At 70.0% G+C, this 18,405-nt stretch carries 17 protein-coding genes; 6 read left to right on the top strand and 11 right to left on the bottom strand.

All coding sequences use genetic code 11. The annotated features are described in order from the left end of the window. Nucleotides 1–339 (top strand): DNA-directed RNA polymerase subunit alpha C-terminal domain-containing protein (locus H305_RS0111500; RefSeq protein WP_028800512.1); only part of this gene is annotated, 339 nt, incomplete at its 5' end. 240 nt (nt 340–579) lie between these two features. Here H305_RS0111500 and H305_RS0111505 read toward each other — a convergent pair. The 4 genes from H305_RS0111505 to H305_RS0111520 all read right to left on the bottom strand — a co-directional run bounded on the left by H305_RS0111505 (nt 580) and on the right by H305_RS0111520 (nt 5,277). Further along, the gene (locus tag H305_RS0111505) at nt 580–2,025 is read right to left on the bottom strand and encodes a glycosyltransferase family 39 protein (RefSeq protein ID WP_028800513.1); all 1,446 of its coding nucleotides are present in this window, start codon (nt 2,023–2,025) and stop codon (nt 580–582) included. Then, a complete protein-coding gene (locus tag H305_RS0111510) occupies nt 2,026–2,676 on the bottom strand; it encodes an ABC transporter ATP-binding protein (protein WP_028800514.1) in 651 nt (216 codons plus the stop codon). It abuts the gene before it with no gap. 44 nt (nt 2,677–2,720) lie between these two features. After that, entirely contained in the window at nt 2,721–4,838 is a 2,118-nt protein-coding gene (locus H305_RS0111515) for a hypothetical protein (RefSeq protein WP_028800515.1), read from the bottom strand. A gap of 148 nt (nt 4,839–4,986) precedes the next feature. Further along, nucleotides 4,987–5,277: a lactococcin 972 family bacteriocin gene (locus H305_RS0111520; RefSeq protein WP_037763543.1), complete on the bottom strand. Its 291-nt coding sequence runs from the start codon at nt 5,275–5,277 to the stop codon at nt 4,987–4,989. On the opposite strand from H305_RS0111520, the gene H305_RS53345 reads away from it, so the two are divergent. Continuing rightward, nucleotides 5,276–5,506, top strand: a complete 231-nt coding sequence (locus tag H305_RS53345; RefSeq protein ID WP_158690516.1) for a hypothetical protein — start codon at nt 5,276–5,278, stop codon at nt 5,504–5,506. The genes H305_RS0111520 and H305_RS53345 overlap by 2 nt on opposite strands. A 41-nt stretch (nt 5,507–5,547) precedes the next feature. Here the strand turns inward: H305_RS53345 and H305_RS0111525 are convergent, their stop codons facing one another. The 3 genes from H305_RS0111525 to H305_RS53350 form a co-directional block, all read right to left on the bottom strand. Further along, nucleotides 5,548–5,904 carry a hypothetical protein gene (locus tag H305_RS0111525; protein WP_028800517.1) on the bottom strand — a complete coding sequence of 119 codons (357 nt, stop codon included), beginning with the start codon at nt 5,902–5,904 and terminating at the stop codon, nt 5,548–5,550. A gap of 5 nt (nt 5,905–5,909) precedes the next feature. Then, nucleotides 5,910–6,194, bottom strand: coding sequence for a hypothetical protein (locus H305_RS0111530; protein WP_028800518.1), 285 nt, complete (start codon nt 6,192–6,194; stop codon nt 5,910–5,912). 308 nt (nt 6,195–6,502) lie between these two features. Continuing rightward, entirely contained in the window at nt 6,503–6,688 is a 186-nt protein-coding gene (locus tag H305_RS53350; protein WP_028800519.1) for a transposase, read from the bottom strand. A gap of 349 nt (nt 6,689–7,037) precedes the next feature. Between H305_RS53350 and pflB the strand changes: the two genes are divergently transcribed. Together pflB and pflA are read left to right on the top strand one after the other, a co-directional pair. Continuing rightward, nucleotides 7,038–9,299, top strand: coding sequence for a formate C-acetyltransferase (gene pflB, locus H305_RS0111540; RefSeq protein ID WP_028800520.1), 2,262 nt, complete (start codon nt 7,038–7,040; stop codon nt 9,297–9,299). Continuing rightward, the gene (gene pflA, locus H305_RS0111545) at nt 9,296–10,075 is read left to right on the top strand and encodes a pyruvate formate-lyase-activating protein (protein ID WP_234020748.1); all 780 of its coding nucleotides are present in this window, start codon (nt 9,296–9,298) and stop codon (nt 10,073–10,075) included. Before pflB ends, pflA begins: the two co-directional genes overlap by 4 nt. 232 nt (nt 10,076–10,307) lie before the next feature. Here pflA and H305_RS0111550 read toward each other — a convergent pair whose 3' ends face one another. The 4 genes from H305_RS0111550 to H305_RS0111565 form a co-directional block, all read right to left on the bottom strand. After that, the gene (locus H305_RS0111550; RefSeq protein WP_199791385.1) at nt 10,308–10,760 is read right to left on the bottom strand and encodes a pyridoxamine 5'-phosphate oxidase family protein; all 453 of its coding nucleotides are present in this window, start codon (nt 10,758–10,760) and stop codon (nt 10,308–10,310) included. A gap of 221 nt (nt 10,761–10,981) precedes the next feature. Continuing rightward, nucleotides 10,982–13,669 carry a bifunctional acetaldehyde-CoA/alcohol dehydrogenase gene (adhE, locus tag H305_RS0111555; RefSeq protein ID WP_028800523.1) on the bottom strand — a complete coding sequence of 896 codons (2,688 nt, stop codon included), beginning with the start codon at nt 13,667–13,669 and terminating at the stop codon, nt 10,982–10,984. A gap of 254 nt (nt 13,670–13,923) precedes the next feature. Then, nucleotides 13,924–14,532: a CBS domain-containing protein gene (locus H305_RS0111560; RefSeq protein WP_107440003.1), complete on the bottom strand. Its 609-nt coding sequence runs from the start codon at nt 14,530–14,532 to the stop codon at nt 13,924–13,926. A 195-nt stretch (nt 14,533–14,727) separates the two neighbouring features. After that, complete coding sequence (locus H305_RS0111565; RefSeq protein ID WP_028800525.1) at nt 14,728–15,126, bottom strand: hypothetical protein; 399 nt, start codon at nt 15,124–15,126, stop codon at nt 14,728–14,730. A gap of 364 nt (nt 15,127–15,490) precedes the next feature. Here H305_RS0111565 and H305_RS0111570 point away from each other — a divergent pair, with 364 nt between their 5' ends. Continuing rightward, entirely contained in the window at nt 15,491–16,171 is a 681-nt protein-coding gene (locus tag H305_RS0111570) for a response regulator (protein ID WP_028800526.1), read from the top strand. A gap of 194 nt (nt 16,172–16,365) precedes the next feature. Beyond that, entirely contained in the window at nt 16,366–18,111 is a 1,746-nt protein-coding gene (locus H305_RS0111575; RefSeq protein WP_028800527.1) for a GAF domain-containing protein, read from the top strand. Nucleotides 18,112–18,405: the final 294 nt, after the last annotated feature.

Here is an 18,405-nt window from a genome sequence, read left to right on the forward strand (position 1 = left end):
ATCGACGCCGAGGGCATCGACATGGGCCCGTCCCCCACGGACGCCGCCCTCGCCGCCGACCTCGCGCTGCCGATCGAGGAGCTGGAGCTCACGGTTCGTTCGTACAACTGCCTCAAGCGTGAGGGCGTCCACTCCGTGGGTGAGCTCGTCGCCCGCTCCGAGGCCGACCTCCTGGACATCCGCAACTTCGGTGCGAAGTCCATCGACGAGGTCAAGGCGAAGCTGGCCGGCATGGGCCTGGCCCTGAAGGACAGCCCGCCCGGATTCGACCCCACGGCCGCCGCACTCGGTGCGGACGACGACGCGGACGGGAATTTCGTGGAGACGGAGCAATACTGAACGCTGCGCTGCGCCGGTCATAGAGACACCTCGCGCACGGGGACAGGAGAACCTCCACGCTGTTCCCTGCCCGCTGGGCGAACTCGGCCGGGTCCTCGCCCGCGCACAAAACCTGGCGAAGGCAGCCGGCGGCAGAGCGGCGCAGCGCCGGGTCGGCGCTGACCAGGACGGCTGGCCCGTCAAAGCGGTACTGCGGGGCGTTCGCTGGTGTCTCACGCACTCGACCGGCCCTCTCATCTGTCACCGGAGACGCTGGTACAGCGTGACGCGCCGGCCCCGGACCTGTTTGTCCGCCACTACCGTGAAGTGGGCGGCCAGTACGGCGGCCTTGGTCCTGTCCCGCTCCGCGGAGACCGGCCGGGACACGCGGGATGCGTCGGTGACGAGGAGTATGCGCCGGTGAGTCAGCATCGCGGCGCGTATCCGTCGCGGACCGGCCTCCTCGCCCTTGAGCGTCCCGGACTCCACGGGGCTCTCGGCGAGCGCGAGGTCCCGCAGCCCGGTGAAGTCGCGGGGGGAGACCAGTGCCGTGTCGCGCCGGGCCGCCGGGATGAAGATGACCCCATCGCCGGGCCTCTTCAACTGCCGTACCTCACCGGCCACCGACAGCACGTCGTCGACCCGGCTACCGGGGGACCGCTTGGCCAGGGACTGCGGCATCAACGCCGCCACCGCCACCACGAGCGCCAGCGGGACGAGCCACGGCGCCCCACGTGGGAACCGGGGCGCGGCCGCGCGCACAGCCGTGGCCAGCGCCGTGCCGATCAGCAGGGCCACGCCCAGCATCGTGAAGAGCACGTAGCGGTCCAGGAACATGGGTTTGACGACGGAGATCCCGACGAGGGCGAGTTGGGGCACCGTCAGCAGCGGCAGCCCGACAGCCGCCACCGACAGCCGACCCGCCTCCGGTCCGTCCAGCAGCGCGCAGAGTCCACCGATCGCCAGCAGCACCGCCGGGCCGATCAGCATGTGCCACGTCAGCGGGGGGATCCAGGAGACCTGGTCGGACTGGCTCCGGCTGAAGAGGATCAACGGCGAGGCTGCGGTGGCTGCCGCCGCCGCAGCCACCGCCCAGCGTGCGAGGGTCCTGCGTCCGGCCCCCGCCCAGACGAGGGTCGCCAGGTGCGCGGGCAGGATCAGCAGGGACAGCCAGTTCAGCAGGGCGCACAGCAGGACCGTGCCCGAGTACGCCAGCCAGCGGCCCGTTGCGCGGCGCTCGCCGAACGCGGTCACCAGCAGCAGCGTCGAGACGCTGGCCCCGGCCGCCACCATCGCGTACGGACGGCCCTCCTGGAGGTAGAACTGCACGGCCGGCAGCAGCCCGAGGGCTAGCCCTCCCCCGAGGCCGGCCCACACCCCCGCCAGGCGTTGCCCGATGGCCGCCACGCAGGTGGCGGCCACCCCCATGGCCAGGACCGAGGGCAGCCGCAGGGTGGTGGTGCTCGCCCCGAAGCAGGTGAACAGCCCGTGCATCAGCAGGTAGTACAGCCCGTGCACGGCGTCGACCCGCCCCAGCATGTGCCAGATGTCGGGGACAGACCGCAGGGCCACCTGCCAGGTGGCGGCTTCGTCCCGCCAGACGCTGTGCTGCCGGGACAGGCCCCACAGCCCCAGCGCGACGGTCCACGGCAACGCAATCAACCATAGGGGTATGCGGAGGCGGGCGACGGTGACATGGCTGTTCATCTAGGCGGCCAGGGCCTCGTCGTGGAGGGCGAGCACGGAGTCGCACCGGTCGCGGACGCGGTCGTCGTGGGTGGCTATGAGCACTGCGCAGCCGGCCTCGCTCATCTCCCGGAGGATGTCGACGACCACCGTGGCATTGGTGTGGTCAAGAGCACCGGTCGGCTCGTCGGCGAGGACCAGGCCCGGCTGCTTGACGAGGAGCCGGGCGAGCGCGACACGCTGTTGTTCGCCGCCGCTGAGGCGGTGGACCTTCTCGGTCTCCCGCCCCGCCAGGCCAACGCGGCTAAGGGCCTCGGCGAGAGCGGTTTCGCTCCGGTCGCGCAGGGACCGCCGTGGTGCGGCCGCGACCCTCAGGTTCGCCGCCACATCGGCGTTCTCGATCAGTGCGTAGTTCTGGAAGAGGTATCCCAGGACGTCACGGCGGAACAGTCGGCTCTCACGCGGACCGAACCCGGTGATGTCCTTCCCCTCGTACAGGATCTGCCCCGAGCTCGGCTTGTCGAGCAGGCCGATGCAGTTGAGGAGGGTGGACTTCCCCGAGCCGCTGGGGCCTACGAGGGCGACCATCTCGCCACGGCTGACGGAGCGGGTGACGTCGGACCACAAGGTCCGGGTGCCGAAGGTCTTCGACAGCTTGACGATCTCGATCACGGAAGTGCTCCTGCTGGACGGAGGAAACGGGCCCGGTGCGGTGCTCACGCCCCGGCCACCCCCTCCTTGACGATGCGCCGGTGGAACGCCCGGAGAGCGAGGAGAACGGCGCAGAATTCGACGGCGACCAGTCCGGCGATGGTGGCGAGGTCCATTGCCGTGACATGGACAGGGGGGTAGGGGGCGGGGATGCCCTGGGAGGTGATGTCCTTCAGTTCCTGGTTCTGCTGCCAGGCGCGGATGGGCACCCACCAGGCCAGGAAGACCGCGAGGAGGCCCTCGACGGCCAGGATGTTGCGGTGGATCGAGGCGAACCGCCAGCCGTTGATGTGCTGCGCGAATATCGCGTCCGCGTTCTTGCGCGCATGGATGACGCAGACGCCGAGTCCGGTGATGAGGAGGACGCCCGTCGCCGCGAGGAGGTCGAAGAGCTGCAGCCGGAACGCGTTGCGGGCGTCGCGCAGCAGCGCGGCGGCGTTCTGCCCCACCGGGTTCACGGCTGCCACGTAGGTCTGCAGTTCACCGTCGTGGGCCGCCATCGCACGCAGGACGTCCCCGGGGTCGGGGAAGATGATCCCGTCCTGCGTCGCGAACGTCGTGTACGCGTCGTCGGTCAGGATCCTCGAGCCGTCGGGCACCACGACGAGGACCGGGTCGCGCACAAGCGACCGGTCGTCGTCCGGGCTGTACGCCATGTTCGGGCTGAGGTTGCCCGAGTTGTAGGCGAAGATCTGCTGACCGCTCCTGGCCTGCAGCGTCTCGACCTCGACCCGCCGGCGCAGTGCCGGATCCAGTCGGCCGAACACGTCGGGGACCGTGGCCCTGATGTCCGCCGTGTACGGCGCCAGGGACTGCGGAAGGATCAGCCGCACCGCGTGGTCCTCCGGGGCCTTCCCGTCGTGCGGCACCGGGGTGTACCGCCGCCCGTTCGGGTCGAGGACCGGCTGCTCGGCGAGGAAGGCCTCGTTGACGACGAGCATCTCCCCCTCGGGGAGGCGCGAGTCGGTGGAGACGCTCTGCAGATCGCGGCGGCCAGCGACGACGATCTCGCCCGCCGCGTCGGATTTGCGCAGCCACCGGCCCACGTGCGTCACCACGGCGCCCGTGTGACCACCCCAGCTGCCGTTGAGGCGGATGGTGACGGCGTCACCGGCCTTGGCGTAGACGTCCTGGTTGTCCTGGCGGGCCAGCACGTGCTGCCCCGCCAGAGTGACGTCCATGGCGAACCCCAGGGCGAGCAGCACCGCGGGGACGCGCACCAGGTACGTGGCGAGGAAGGCCGTCCTGGCGGGCAACTCGCCCTTGAGGGCGCGCAGTACCTCGACCTTGAACGTCAGGGTGAGCACGGCGGCATGGGCGGCCAGCACGAACAGGACCAGCAGGACGGCGAGACACGCGGCCACGGCGGCGAAGAGGCCCAGCCAGGCGAAGCCGTTGTAGAGGCCCAGGAAGACCAGAACCCCTGCCGTGACGGCACTGGCCGCGACCGGCCAGAATCCCGCCAGCTGTCCTAGGTCGCGAAGGAGGACGTCGGTGAACGACCTGCCCTGCAGGCGCAGCACCCCGTAGGTTCGCGCGCTGAGCAGCACACTCGCGCCCGTCATCGTCACGGCGGCGAGCGCGACCACGCCGAAGGACCAGAAGAGGTCGTCGTCCGTGAAGGACGCGGCCAGGTCGCCGGACGCGAGCGGGTGCTGCGCGCTCGCGGTCATGCCGAGACGGGCGAGTTCGGCCGTCAGCATGTCCGCGGCGCCGGGCGCGCCGAAGACGTAGTAGAAACCGCGGGGGTCCCGCTGCCCGATCTCGGCCAGCGGGTGCACCTCGGTTTCGATGTGCCCGCTGAAGCCGGGATATCCGTCGGTCAGCCACGAGGCGGCGTCGGACTTCGGGTCACCGGTGGTCAGGTACAGGTGCCGCAGCCGGTCGGGGTTCTTCAGGTCGGGCAGTTCACGCGCCACCGTGACCCGGTGCTCCTCGGCGAACCGGGCGACGGCACGGGTGACCTGCGCACCGTTCACCGAGTCGTCGGATTTGAACACCCAGACCTGTGCCGAACTGCCCAGCACCAGTTGCTCGTCCAGCCCGCGCACGAACAGGAAGGCGAGCATCGCCGAGAAGACCAGCACTGCGACATGGACGAACTTGATACCTCGGTGGAGCATCGACTACCTAGGTCCGGGCGCTCGGGGAGCGCGCATGTCGTGGGGGGCGGGGGGAACCGCGGCACCTCCGGCTGCGGGGGAGGATCCCCCGCAGCCGAAGAGGCGCCTGTCAGCGGCTCATGGCTGTGTCAGCCACGAGCACCGGGCGTCAACAGGCCGGGTCGTAGTAGGCGTGGCTGATGGTGTTCGCCTTCTCAGCCGACGCCTTGGACCACACGTTCTCCTTGGTGCAGCCACTCTTGGCCCAGTACTTGCCCTCCACCGAGGAGGCGTGCCAATTCTTCTTGTGGAAGTAGTTGGAGTACACGTAGTTGGCGCCGACGTCGTGGCTCCATCTGCCACCGCCGACGTCCTCCGACACAGCCAGCGCGGGAGCGGCGGCGGCAGTGAGGAGGGCACCGGCCGCGATGACGGCCTTGAGCCCGTTCTTTATCGTCATGAGTGACTCACTTTCACTTCGCTATCCTGATGGACTGTCGACCTCGGGGCGTACCGCAGGCATGCTCGATCCGCTTTTCACGGACGAGGAAATACCGCTGTCGGTCGACGCGGGGCAGAGCCGGGCCCATTCGGAAAAGGGCGGACCGTCCTGTCGGCTACAAGACGGACATGCCGGCTCGCCAGTTCTCACCCTGGCACGCGAGGGGATTCTGGAAAATCTCGAATGAAACGAATCTGCGCCGGAAATGCAGCTACTGGCCGGACCGTCTCAGGCGGCGATCCATGGAACCCGGCAGGCGTGCGGCTTCGGACCCTCGGGGCACAGGGCCCTGATCACTGCCTTACGGATGGCTCGCCAGGTGCGCAGGGAACACACCATGCGTACGGACAGTTCCACGGGCTCGCGCGCCCCGCTGCTCTCGCCTGGGTGTTCGACGGCCCACTGTTCCGCCAGGAAGCCGTAGACATCGGCGGTCGTCAGCTCGCTGCCGAATACGGTGTGGGCGACGTTCTCCTCGACGATCCGCGCGCTGCGGGACGCCACGGCTTCCCCGACCAGGTTCCTGGCCCAGGCCAGCCCGCGCTCGTCCGCGTACAGCCCGAAGCTGAGGGTGCGCGTTCTCATACCCGTCAGCCCCTCGTGATGTCCTTCTTCGTGCAGTGCTTCGCACGATAGCCCTCGCGCATCTGGTCGTTGGCGTCCTTGATGGCCGCCTTCCACGCGTCCGGCTGGGTCTTCGCCCAGCCATGACCCTGGACGAACCCGTGGGCGCTGTTGTCGGAGATGCGCATCTTGGTGCACTGCACGTGCGCGGTCCATCCGCTCGCCGCCTGGGCGGGAGCGGCGACCCCCATGGAGAACACGGCCGCGACAACGGTGGTGACGAGCGGGGAGACGGCAAGCAGTCTGCGCATAGAGAGATCCTCCACGATATCGATGGTCGTTCGCCGCAGAGGGCAGCCTGTCGAATACCGCGGTGCACACTTTTCCGCCATCGCCGGAATCACCGAACAACGCCTCGGCCGAACAGGTCGAGACGGACTCCAAGTGCTGGACCACTACCCCCTGAGCGCCATCCGATTTCCGGTGGTCAGCCGACCGGATGGGCACACCGAGAACCTACAACGAATGATCAATCGTTGGCCAGTAATTCTTGCAATCGTGATCACCGTCACCTCTGGGGGGACACAGATAATGTCCCGTCAAAATTCGGGCCCAGCACCTACTTCCACGACAGACGGTCCCGCGACGCGTCCGCGGCCTGCCGGTCGGTGAGGTTCTCGGCGAACTGCAGCACCGTCACCAGGGCAAGCAGGGCCGGGGACTGGGCGGGTGCCCCGCGGTCGGGAAAGGCATCGGTGAACAACGAGTCGTCGAAGACCTCGGCCAGATGGTCACGGACCCGCATGGGCAGGCTGCCGCGGGGGAAGGCCGCGCCGGCCGTCCTCGCAGTCTGCTCGGGAATGGGCGCCAGTTCTTTCTCGGCCGCATGGACACCGCACCAACCCCTGCGGCCGGGACGGACAGAACGACCGCACCGACGATCGGCCGCACGCTGTACGGCGTGCGTCTCTCCGCCTGAGCACCGGCGTCGCCACCCGCGCCAGGGACCGATCGGCCCCATCGGGAGGGGCCGGACAGCGCGGCAACGGGTTCCCGCAGGCCCTGCTCTGGGCAGCGGCGACGGACGAGCATCGACAGTGGAGCCGCGCACGGGACCCTCCGTGAACGGTGTCGCGAACGATGCGGAGGCAGTGATGACCGTGGCAACCCGTGCAGACGTGGACGCTCCCGCCGAGGCCTGGCGCGGTTTCGCCGGACGAGGCTGGCGCGGATCCGTCGACGTGCGTGACTTCATCCAGGCCAACTACACGCCGTACGAAGGCGGTCCCGAGTTCCTGGCCGGCCCCACCGAGCGCACGCTCGCCGTCTGGCGCAAGGTGAGTGCCCTGTTCCCCGAGGAGCGGCTCAAGGGCATCCTCGACGTGGACACCGCCACACCCTCGACGATCACTTCCCACCGGCCGGGCTTCATCGACCGCGAGCGCGAACTCGTCGTCGGCCTGCAGACCGACGCCCCGCTGCGGCGGGCGATCATGCCGAACGGCGGCCTGCGCATGGTGGAGGCCGGTCTGAAGGCGTACGGCTACGCGCCCGACCCGTTCGTCACCAAGGTCTTCGGCACCTACCGCAAGACCCACAACGACGGCGTCTTCGACGCCTACACCCCCGAGATGCGGGCCGCCCGCAAGGCAGGGATCATCACCGGGCTGCCGGACGCGTACGGCCGCGGCCGGATCATCGGCGACTACCGGCGCGTCGCGCTGTACGGCTCCGACCGGCTGATCGAGGCCAAGCGGGCCGAGCGGGCCCTGCTGGACGCGCAGCCCTCCGGTCCGGACGTCATCCGTGACCGCGAGGAACTGGCCGAGCAGATCCGGGCGTTGGGCGAACTGACGACGATGGCCGCCTCGTACGGCTGCGACGTCTCGCGCCCCGCCGCCACCGCGCACGAGGCCGTGCAGTGGCTCTACCTCGGTTTCCTGGCCGCCGTGAAGGAGCAGAACGGCGCCGCGATGTCGCTCGGCCGCACCTCCACCTTCCTGGACGTCTACCTCCAGCGGGACCTGGACGAGGGGACCATCGACGAGACCCGCGCCCAGGAGCTGATCGACGACTTCGTCATCAAGCTGCGGATCGTCCGGTTCCTGCGCACCCCCGAGTACGACGCGCTGTTCTCCGGCGACCCCACCTGGGTGACGGAGTCCATCGGCGGCATCGGCGCCGACGGACGCACCCTGGTCACCCGCACCTCCTTCCGCTTCCTGCAGACCCTGTACAACCTCGGCGCCGCGCCCGAGCCCAACCTCACCGTGTTCTGGTCGCCGCGGCTGCCCGAGGGCTTCAAGCAGTTCTGCGCGCAGGTCTCCATCGACACCAGCGCGATCCAGTACGAGTCCGACGACCTCATGCGGCCGCGCACCGGCGACGACACCGCGATCGCCTGCTGCGTCTCGGCGATGGCGGTGGGGAAGCAGATGCAGTTCTTCGGCGCCCGGGTCAACCTTGCCAAGGCGCTGCTGTACGCGATCAACGGCGGCCGGGACGAGATGAGCGGAGAGCAGGTCGCTCCCGAGGCGCCCGCCCTGACCCGCGAGTACCTGGACTACGAACAACTGCGGGCTGCGTTCGACCACATGCTCGACTGGCTGGCGGCCACGTACGTCAACGCGCTCGACGTCATCCACTACATGCACGACAAGTACGCCTACGAGCGCATCGAGATGGCGTTGCACGACCACCCCGTGCACCGGTTCATGGCGTGCGGCATCGCCGGCCTCTCGGTGGCCGTGGACAGCCTCTCGGCCGTCAAGTACGCCCGGGTGAAGGTGATCCGGGACGAGACCGGGCTGGCCGTGGACTACGAGGTCGAGGGCGACTTCCCCGCGTACGGCAACAACGACGACCGCGCGGACGCGCTCGCCGCCGAACTGGTCGAGTCGTTCATGGCGAAGGTGCGCGAGCACCCCACCTACCGGGGCGCCGAGCACACGCAGTCGGTGCTGACCATCACCTCGAACGTGGTGTACGGCAAGCACACCGGCAACACGCCCGACGGCCGCCGCGCCGGCGCCCCGTTCGCGCCCGGCGCCAACCCGATGAACGGCCGGGACCGGCACGGGGTGGCCGCCTCGGCCCTGTCCGTGGCCAAGCTCCCGTACGAGCAGGCCCGCGACGGCATCTCGCTGACCACGACGATCACACCCGAGGGGCTCGGCCATGACCCCGCCGAGCGTGCGGGCCACCTGGTCGGCATCCTCGACGCGTACACGGCCTCCGGCGGCTTCCACATGAACGTCAACGTCCTGGACCGGGCCACGCTCGAGGACGCCATGGAACACCCGGAGAAGTACCCGGAGCTGACCGTCCGGGTGTCCGGCTATGCCGTCAACTTCGTCCGCCTGACCCGCGAGCAGCAGCTCGACGTGATCAGCCGCACCTTCCACGGGGCGCTGTGAACACCGCGGCGAAGCCGGTGACAGGCCAGGCGCTCCCGGCGCCGGGGCAGCTCACCGGCCGGGTGCACTCCTGGGACCTGTCCACCGGCGTGGACGGTCCCGGGACCCGGTTCGTGCTCTTCGTCAGCGGCTGCCCCCTGCGCTGCCTGTACTGCGCCAACCCCGACACCTGGCACATGCGCGACGGCAAGCCGGCCACCGTCGACGAGGTGATGGCCGAGATCGAGAAGTACCGGCCCTTCGTCACCGCCGCCGGCGGAGGAGTGACACTCACCGGCGGCGAGGCCCTGCTGCAGCCCGCGTTCACGGCCGGGATCTTCCGCCGCTGCAAGGAACTCGGTCTGCACACGGCCCTGGACACCTCCGGATTCCTCGGCGATCGCGCGAGCGACGAACTGCTCGCCGACACCGACCTGGTGCTGCTGGACATCAAGTCCTTCGACGTCCGCACCTACCGGAAACTGACCGGAGGCGAACTCTCGCCGACCCTGAACTTCGCCACTCGCCTGGACCGGCTCGGCGTCCCGGTGTGGATCCGCTACGTCCTCGTGCCCGGCTGGACGGACGACCCGGAAGCCGTCGACGGCCTCGCCCGCTTCGTCGCCGGACTGGGCAACGTCGACCGGGTCGACGTCCTGCCGTTCCACAAGCTCGGCGCCCACAAGTACGACGCTCTCGGTATCCCCTTCCCCCTGCGCGACACCCCTGTTCCCGATCCGGAGCTGACGCGACGAGTGCGCGAACAGTTCCGAGAGCACGGTCTGAGGGCAGTGTGAACCGGCTGGTCGGGGACGGCGTCAGCGTGTGCAGCCTCACGGCGTGCAACTGCCGGCCGCGGCACTGAAAAGCCGCTCAACGCCACCTGTGCCCGCAACTGCGCACGCCCGCTGTACGCTTCCCGGCTGCCCATGACCGGGGCAAGGCGGCTCCGACGCCGGGAGCCGGCGGCTGCCGTACCCCAAGCGGTGCGACGACGCCGAATGCGAAAGCGGCGGCTCGGCGCCCCAGTCAGGTGTTCGCGTCGGTGATCCGGAGGCCCGTGATCAAGTCCGGGCGGATGCGGACCGCGTAGTCCATGGTCTGGTTCACCCACGGGTTGAGCAGCGCACGGTAGCGGGCCAACTCCTCCGGCTCGGTCACCAGGTGGGCGTAACCGGTGACCGTCACGCTCCAGCCGAGGTGCCTGTCCGGGTCGATGGCGTCGGCCTCATAGGCGACGACCACGCCCTGGCCGTCCGCCTGCCGCGCGCGCGAGGTCAGCGCCGCGCCCTCGTGCGTGCGGATGATGATGTCGCCGTTGTCCAGGATGTGGTTGACCGGGCGGATGGTCGGCAGCGCGTGACGAGTGAAGACGATCCTCCCGAAGGCCACGCTGCCCAGCAGCCGCAGGGCTTCGTCCCTGTCGATCTCGATGCTCCGGCGTGGTCCGGGAGGAAGGGTCTGGGCGTGGTCGATGGTCATGGCGGGCTTCCGTACGGTTTCGTTGTTCACTGTTGTGCGTCTTCGGCCGGCGCGCGGATGCTGTCGGCCGGTGACCGGCCGCCGCGGCTCGGCCGGGTGCCGCTACGGCATGCGCGTCGTCCCTTCGAGTCGGGCTGTGGACGGCTGCTTGCCCGTGGCACCCGGGTTCAGCGGGCCCACGGGCAGGCTCGATCAGGTCATTGGAACCGCACCGGAGCTCCTCATGCCAGGGCCGTTCGGCCCTCGTCGGCGTCCGGCCGGCCCTGCCCGGCCCCGTGGTAGGCGGTGCGCATGATGTCCTGCATGTCGTCGAGCATGGGCATCCGCGGGTTGGCGGGGGCGCACTGGTCCTCGTAGGCGTTCAGGGCCTGCTGGGGCAGCGCGTCGAGGAAGGATCGCTCGTCGATGCCGAGGGCCTGGAACGAGGCCTCGATGCCCACGGCGTCCCGCAGCCGCTCCACCGCGCCGGCCAGCGACTCCACTCCCTCCTGCGGGGTGGCGGCCGGCAGGCCCAGGGCGCGGGCTATGTCCTGGAAGCGTTCGGGAGCCCGGTAGTTCTCGTACTTGGGCCAGCCCGTCAGCTTGGCCGGCACGGTTCCGTTGTAGCGGATGACGTGCGGCAGCAGGACCGCGTTGGTACGCCCGTGCGCGATGTGGAACGTGGCGCCGAGGGTGTGCGACATGGCGTGGACGATGCCGAGGAAGGCGTTGCCGAACGCCAGGCCCGCGATGGTGCCGGCGTTGTGCATCTTCTCCCGCGCGTCGGGGCGGCTCGCGCGGTCGTTCACGGCCGCCTCGATGTTGCCGAAGATCAGACGGATCGCGTGCAGGGCGAGGCCGTCGGTGAAGTCGTTGGCGTACACGGACGCGTACGCCTCGATGGCGTGGGTGAGGGCGTCGAAGCCGCTGTCGGCGGCCAGTGCCGGGGGCAGGTCCGCGGTGAGCAGCGGGTCCACAATGGCCACGCTGGGCGTGAGGGCGTAGTCGGCCAGCGGGTACTTCTTGCCGGTGGCCGGGTCGGAGATCACCGCGAAGGGGGTGACCTCCGCGCCGGTTCCGGAGGTGGTGGGCACACACACCAGGCGGGCGCGGGCGCCGAGGACTGGGAAGCGGAAGGCGCGCTTGCGGATGTCGGAGAACTTCTGCCGCATGTCGGCGAAGTCGACGTCCGGGTGCTCGTACAGCAGCCACATCACCTTGGCCGCGTCCATCGGTGAGCCGCCGCCGAGCGCGACGATCGTGTCCGGGCGGAAGTCCCGCATGAGCTGGGCGCCGCGCTGGACGGAGTCGATGCTCGGCTCGGGCTCGACGTTGTCGATGATCTGCACGGTGACGGGCTCGTGGCGGCGCTGGAGGACCCGGCTGATGCGGTCGACGAAGCCGAGGCGGGTCATGGTCGCGTCGGTGACGATCGTGACGCGGTGGACGTCCGGCATGGCCGCGAGATAACGGAGGGACTGCGGCTCGAAGTAGATCTTCGGCGGAACCTTGAACCACTGCAGGTTGTTGCGGCGCATGCTGACCCGTTTGACGTTCAGGAGTTGGGCGACGGAGACGTTGTTGGACACCGAGGTGTGGCCCCAGGAGCCGCAGCCCAGCGTGAGTGACGGCAGCAGGCTGTTGTAGATGCCGCCAATGGCACCTTGCGAAGAAGGGGCGTTGACGATGATCCGTACGGTCTTCATGCGTCGGCCGTACGCTTCCGCGAGCGTGGGGTCCTCGGTGTGGATGACCGCGGTGTGGCCCTGACCGTGGAACGCGACCATGTCGGCGGCCAGGTCGAAGCCCTCCTGCTCGGAGCGGGCCCGCAGCACGGCGAGCACCGGGCAGAGCTTCTCCCGGGTCAACGGCTCGTCGGGGCCGACCCGTTCGGCCTCGGCCAGGATCAGCGAGGTGCCGCCCGGGACGCTGAAGCCGGCCTGTTCGGCGATCCATGCGGGGCTCTGGCCGACGGCCGCGGCATTGACCTTGGGTTCACAGCCCGCGTTCGCCCGGCCGGTCGGGAACAGGAACGCTTCCAGCTTCGCCTTCTCCTCGGCGGTCGCGAGGTGGGCGTGCAGGGTGCGGAACTCGGTCAGTGCCGCGTCGTAGATGTCGTCGTCCAGGATGACGGCCTGTTCGGAGGCGCAGATCATGCCGTTGTCGAAGGACTTGGACAGCACCAGGTCGTTGACGGCGCGGCGCAGCTTGGCGCTGTTGTGTACGTAGGCGGGGACGTTGCCGGCACCGACTCCCAGGGCGGGCTTGCCTGCCGAGTAGGCGGCCCTGACCATGGCGTTGCCGCCGGTTGCGAGGATCAGCGAGATGCCGGGGTGGCGCATGAGGATGCCGGTCGCTTCGACGGACGGGGTTCTGATCCACTGCACGCAGTGTTCCGGCGCGCCGGCGGCGACGGCCGCGTCCCGCACGGTCCGGGCCGCCTCCGCGCTGCACCGCTGGGCGGAGGGGTGGAAGGCGAACACGATCGGGTTGCGGGTCTTCAGCGCCATCAGGGCCTTGAAGACGGTGGTGGACGTCGGGTTGGTGACGGGCGTGACCGCGCAGACCACACCGACCGGTTCGGCCACCTCGATCATGTCCTCGATGTCGTCGCGGGCGATGACGCCGACCGTCCTCACCGGGCCCATGCTGTGCGTGACGTGCTCGCACGCGAACATGTTCTTGGCGGCCTTGTCCTCGAAGACGCCACGCCCGGTCTCCTCCACCGCGAGGCGGGCGAGCGCGGTGTGGTGGTCGAGGGCGGCGACCGAGGCCTTCTTGACGATGTGGTCGACCTGCTCCTGGGTGAGGGCGTCGTAGTCGGCGAGCGCCTTGAGCCCGTTCGTGACCAGTTGGTCCACGGCGATGGCGATGTCGGACGGCGCGCCGGTGGCGGACGTTGCCTCGGTTCCGGCGTCGTGACGGGTCATGGGGTGCGCCTCCGTTGACGAGGGGCCGCCGAGGGTGGCCGGCGGCGGGCGGACATGAGCGGCACCGCGGGGGACCGGTGGCGCTCGCGTCTTCACCCTTGTCCCGTCTCGCCCCCTCTCCCAGGTGCCGATGGTCCCTTCCGGGGGCTGACCGGCACCGCTTCGAACAGGCTGGGTGAGCCCCTCGGTCAAGGGGCCGGTCCTGGATTCATCGCCGTGCGTCCTGTGCCGCCGGGTGGCCGGCGCAGGACGATTCAGTGCGGGGCAGGTTGTGCCGGGCGGCTGTCGTCGATGTCGAAGCCGAGCTTGCCGACCACACCGACGACACCCTCCGCACCCCAGGTCGACCGAACGGCCAGGGGGACGTCACTGCGACGGTGGAGGCGTCCTTCCAGCGTGACCATGCCGTCCCGGACCGAGACGGCGACTGCGCCGGGTGGCAGGTTCAGCGCGCCGGCCAGGACCTCCTCCATCACCTGCCGGCGGATCTCATCGTCCGTACGCCGGAAGACCCGCAGCAGATCGCGGCGGGTGGCGATCCCGATGAGGCGGTCCTCCTCGTCCACCACGGGCAGACGATCAACATGCTGACGTTCCATCAGCCGCGCGGCGTTCGGCACGTGTTGCTCGGGGTGGATGGTGACCGCCGGAGTCGCCATCAGCTCTCCCGCGGTCGTGGCCGCAGTGCCATGCGCGAGGTCGGCACCCGAGACCACCCCGACCACCTTGTCGTCGTGGTCCACGACCGGCAGCGCGCGGATGCGGTGGCGCTCCAGCAGCCGCACCACCTCGTCCAACGGCGTCTGCCGGTCTGCACGGACGACCTCGCGGGTCATGACTTCGCCGACGGTGCGCGTTTCCATGGCGCTTCCCTCCTTCACGGTGCGAGCGGGAGGCGACAGGCCTGGCTCCCCGCTGGGTGACGGTTCCTCAGCCCGCGGCACCCACGGGCCGGCACGTCGCCCCTTCAGCCTCGCGGTCACCCTGCGCCGCGGTGCAGGGCCCGGACGTACCCCCGGGGAGGGCCGATCCGCCTCACACCGCGGGGCCGGGGGGCTCTAATCCCGCCCTCTGATGAGCCGGCCCCCACGCCACGGAGGGGGCGTGGCCGACCTGCGGGCCGCCTCCTTGCGGTGCAGGACCCGCGTGATCTGGCTGCGGAGGCGGTCCTGCAGCCGGTCGGCCAGTTCATGTGCCGTCGCTTCCTGCGCGTGCACGACCACGAGGGCCTTCCCCACGACGAGTTCGGCACCGGCGGACCAGGGCTGCTCGGCGTGGTGCGCTGCGGCCTTCACGATCCTCACCTCGCCGCTGACCTCGGGAACTCCGGGCCTGTCGAGGGCCGTTTCGACCTTGGTCCGGACGTAGGCGAGTGCCTCTTCGTCCACATCGCCTTCCGCTCGCACCTGTACGGCGACGGTGGAGGGGACGTGCGTGCCGGTGTCCTTCGCGGTCATCTGCTCCGCTCCTTCGATCGTTGGGCAGGGCTTCAGACTTCTGCGCGGGCCGGCGCGGGCCCAGGGCTGTCAGGCCCCGGGAACGGGGCCGTAGGGCTTGTCCTCGCAGGGCCGCCGGACGCACTCATCGGCGCTGTGGTCCGACTGCCGAGGAGCCCGCAGGGAATGCGGTCCTCCACGTGGATGTGACCGGCCCGCCGGTTCGCCCCCGCACGACGCGACTACGTCCGGCCCTGCAAGGCTCTTTGGAAACAGGGCCGACCGGCCCTGCCCCTTCGGCCCGGATCCGGGAAAGATCCCGGTACGAAGACCGATACGGTCACGAGTGGACATCCACCAGCAACGCGGAACCAGGGAGCAAGTGATGGCGGACAGCAAGCGGCCCGGCCCGGACAGCCCGATCCGGGTCTTCCTGCTGGACGACCACGAGGTGGTACGACGGGGCGTGCGCGACCTGCTCGACGACGAGCCGGACATCGATGTGATCGGCGAAGCCGGCACCGTGGAGCAGGCCCTGGTGCGCGTCCCCGCGCTGCGCCCGCAGGTGGCGGTCCTCGACGTCCGGCTGCCCGACGGTGACGGGGTGAGCGTGTGCCGGGAACTGCGCTCGCGCATGCCGGAGCTGGCCTGCCTGATGCTGACCTCCTTCGACGACGAGGAGGCCCTGCTGGACTCGATCATGGCGGGCGCGTCCGGATACGTCCTGAAGCAGATCCAGGGATCGGACCTGGTCTCCGCGGTACGCACCGTGGCCCGCGGCCAGTCCCTGCTGGATCCGAGCGCCACCACCAGGCTGATGGCCCGCCTTCGGGACGGGCAGCAGAAGGAGGAGGAGCCGGACGCCCTGCCTGGTCTGACCGAGCGGGAGCGGGAGATCCTCGGCCTGATCGGGGAGGGACTGACCAACCGCCAGATCGGCCAGCGGCTCTACCTCGCCGAGAAAACGGTGAAGAACCACATCTCCCGTCTGCTGGCCAAACTCGGCGTGGAGCGCCGCATCCAGGCCGCGGTCATCGCCACCCAGGTCCAGGACCGGCAGCGGTAGGCACGGCGCTGAAGTCCCAAGGCTGACAAGAAGTCACGGCTGGTTCCGGACAGCGGCCGGGCAACACCGGCCGACAGGCCTTCCTCTCCGTCGAGTGACCCTGATCGCATACCGTCGTCTCCCGCGGGCCGATAACGTGACCCGGACGAGGATGATCAGCCGTCGGCAGGGTGAGGGCCTTGGAAGAATCGCTGGTGAGGGCCCCCGAGGGCGCCCGGGTGCGGCTGCCGCAGTTGCGGCTGGACGAGCTGCTGGAGGAATTGCAGGCCCGCCTGGACGCCGCGCGAGGCACCCGGGACCGGGTGCACAGCCTGCTGGAGGCGGTGCTCTCGGTCGGCCGCGAGCTGGACCTGGAGCAGGCGCTGCGCAGCATCGTGGAGGCCGCGGCGGTCCTCGTGGAGGCGGAGTACGCGGCCCTGGGTGTGATCGGCCCGGACGGCACACGGCTGTCGGAGTTCCTCACCGTCGGCGTGAGCCAGGAGCAGATCGCCAAGATCGGGCCCTACCCGGAGGGCCACGGCATCCTGGGCGAGCTGATCCGGCACCCCGAGCCGCTGCGGCTTCCCAAACTCTCCGCGCACTCAGCTTCGTACGGCTTCCCGGCACACCATCCGCCGATGAACACGTTTCTCGGTGTACCGATCCGCGTGCGTGACCAGGTCTTCGGCAACCTGTACCTGACCGAGAAGCGGGGCGGGGCGCAGTTCGACGAGGACGACGAGTCGGTCCTGTCGACGCTGGCCGTGGCGGCCGGCGTGGCGATCGACAACGCCCGCCTGTACGAGGAGTCCCGGCTGCGCGAACGCTGGCTGCGGGCGAACGCCGAGATCACCCACAGCCTCATGTCCGGCAGCGACCGCGGCGAAGTGCTCGGGCTGATCGCCGAACGCGCGAGGGAGATCACCGCCGCGGCCCTCGCGGTGGTCGCGGTGCCGATGGCCGACACCGACGCGCTCATGGTGGAACTCGCCATCGGACACGAGTCGGAGACGCACCGCGGGCTCGTCGTGCCCGCCGACGACCATCTGATCGGAGAGGCCTTCTCCAGCGCCACGCCGGTCACCAGCCCGGACATCTCCCGAGACGGACGCGGCGGGAGGGGAATCGCACCGGAGGGCTCCGCCACCGCGCCACGCTTCACCGGGATGGGCCCGGCCGTGGCTGTCCCCATCGGCGCCGGTGACGGCGTGCGAGGCGTGGTGCTGCTGGTCCGCGCGGCGGGCCAGACGGTGTTCTCCGAGAAGGAGACCGAGCCGTTGCAGGGATTCGCTGCGCAGGCCGCGATCGCCATGGAGCTTGCGGAACGCCGCAAGGACGCCGAGCAGATCGCGGTGCTCCAGGATCGTGACCGCATCGCCCGGGATCTGCACGACCTGGCCATCCAGCGGCTGTTCGCCACCGGAATGACGCTGCAGAGCGCCGGCCGCTTCATCGAGCACACGCAGGCCTCCGACCGCGTGCTGCGAGCGGTGGACGATCTCGACGAGACCATCAAGATCATCAGGTCGGCGATCTTCGGCCTGCGGTCGCGTGATGACGGCGGCGCCGGGGCCGGCCTGCGGGCCCGTGTGGTCCGCGCGGTCGGCGAGGCAGCTCCGGTCCTGGGCTTCGCCCCGAGCGTGCGCATGGAGGGCCTGCTGGATACGGACGTGCCGAAGGAGATCGCCGACCACGTGGTGGCCGTCCTCTCGGAGTCCCTGACCAACATCGCCCGGCACGCGCACGCCGACCGCGCCGATGTCGGTCTCGAGACCGACGGACACGAGGTACGGCTCACGGTGTGCGACAACGGCGTGGGCATCCCGTCCGGCGGCCGCCGCAGCGGTCTGCGCAACATGGCCGAGCGGGCCGAACAGCTGGACGGCAAGCTGGAGTTGTCCAGCCCGGCCGACGGCGGCGGCACCACGCTGACCTGGCGGGTTCCCGTGGAGGAGGACTAGCGGAGCGCCCCGGGGATCCGCTGGACGCCCCGCAGAGCGTCGTCGGTCATGCCGAGGGCAGGCGCTCCTCGCCGTTGCCGGGGCGGTGGTTGACGCGGTCGAGCCAGGTTCTCGATGACGGCGGTACGCGTGATCCTCCCGCAGCCGGCGACGGGCGGCCGCCGCCCATGTATCGACGAGAGCGGCGGCCGCGACGCGGGCGGCGTGCCTCCCCAACACGCGACCCGCGCGGACGCCCTCTTGGCACCCGGGGTTGACGGGAGACCTGCCCACCCCGGAACGAACCAGAAGGAC

Source organism: Streptomyces sp. 142MFCol3.1 (assembly GCF_000424945.1).
Lineage (GTDB): Bacteria > Actinomycetota > Actinomycetes > Streptomycetales > Streptomycetaceae > Streptomyces > Streptomyces siamensis.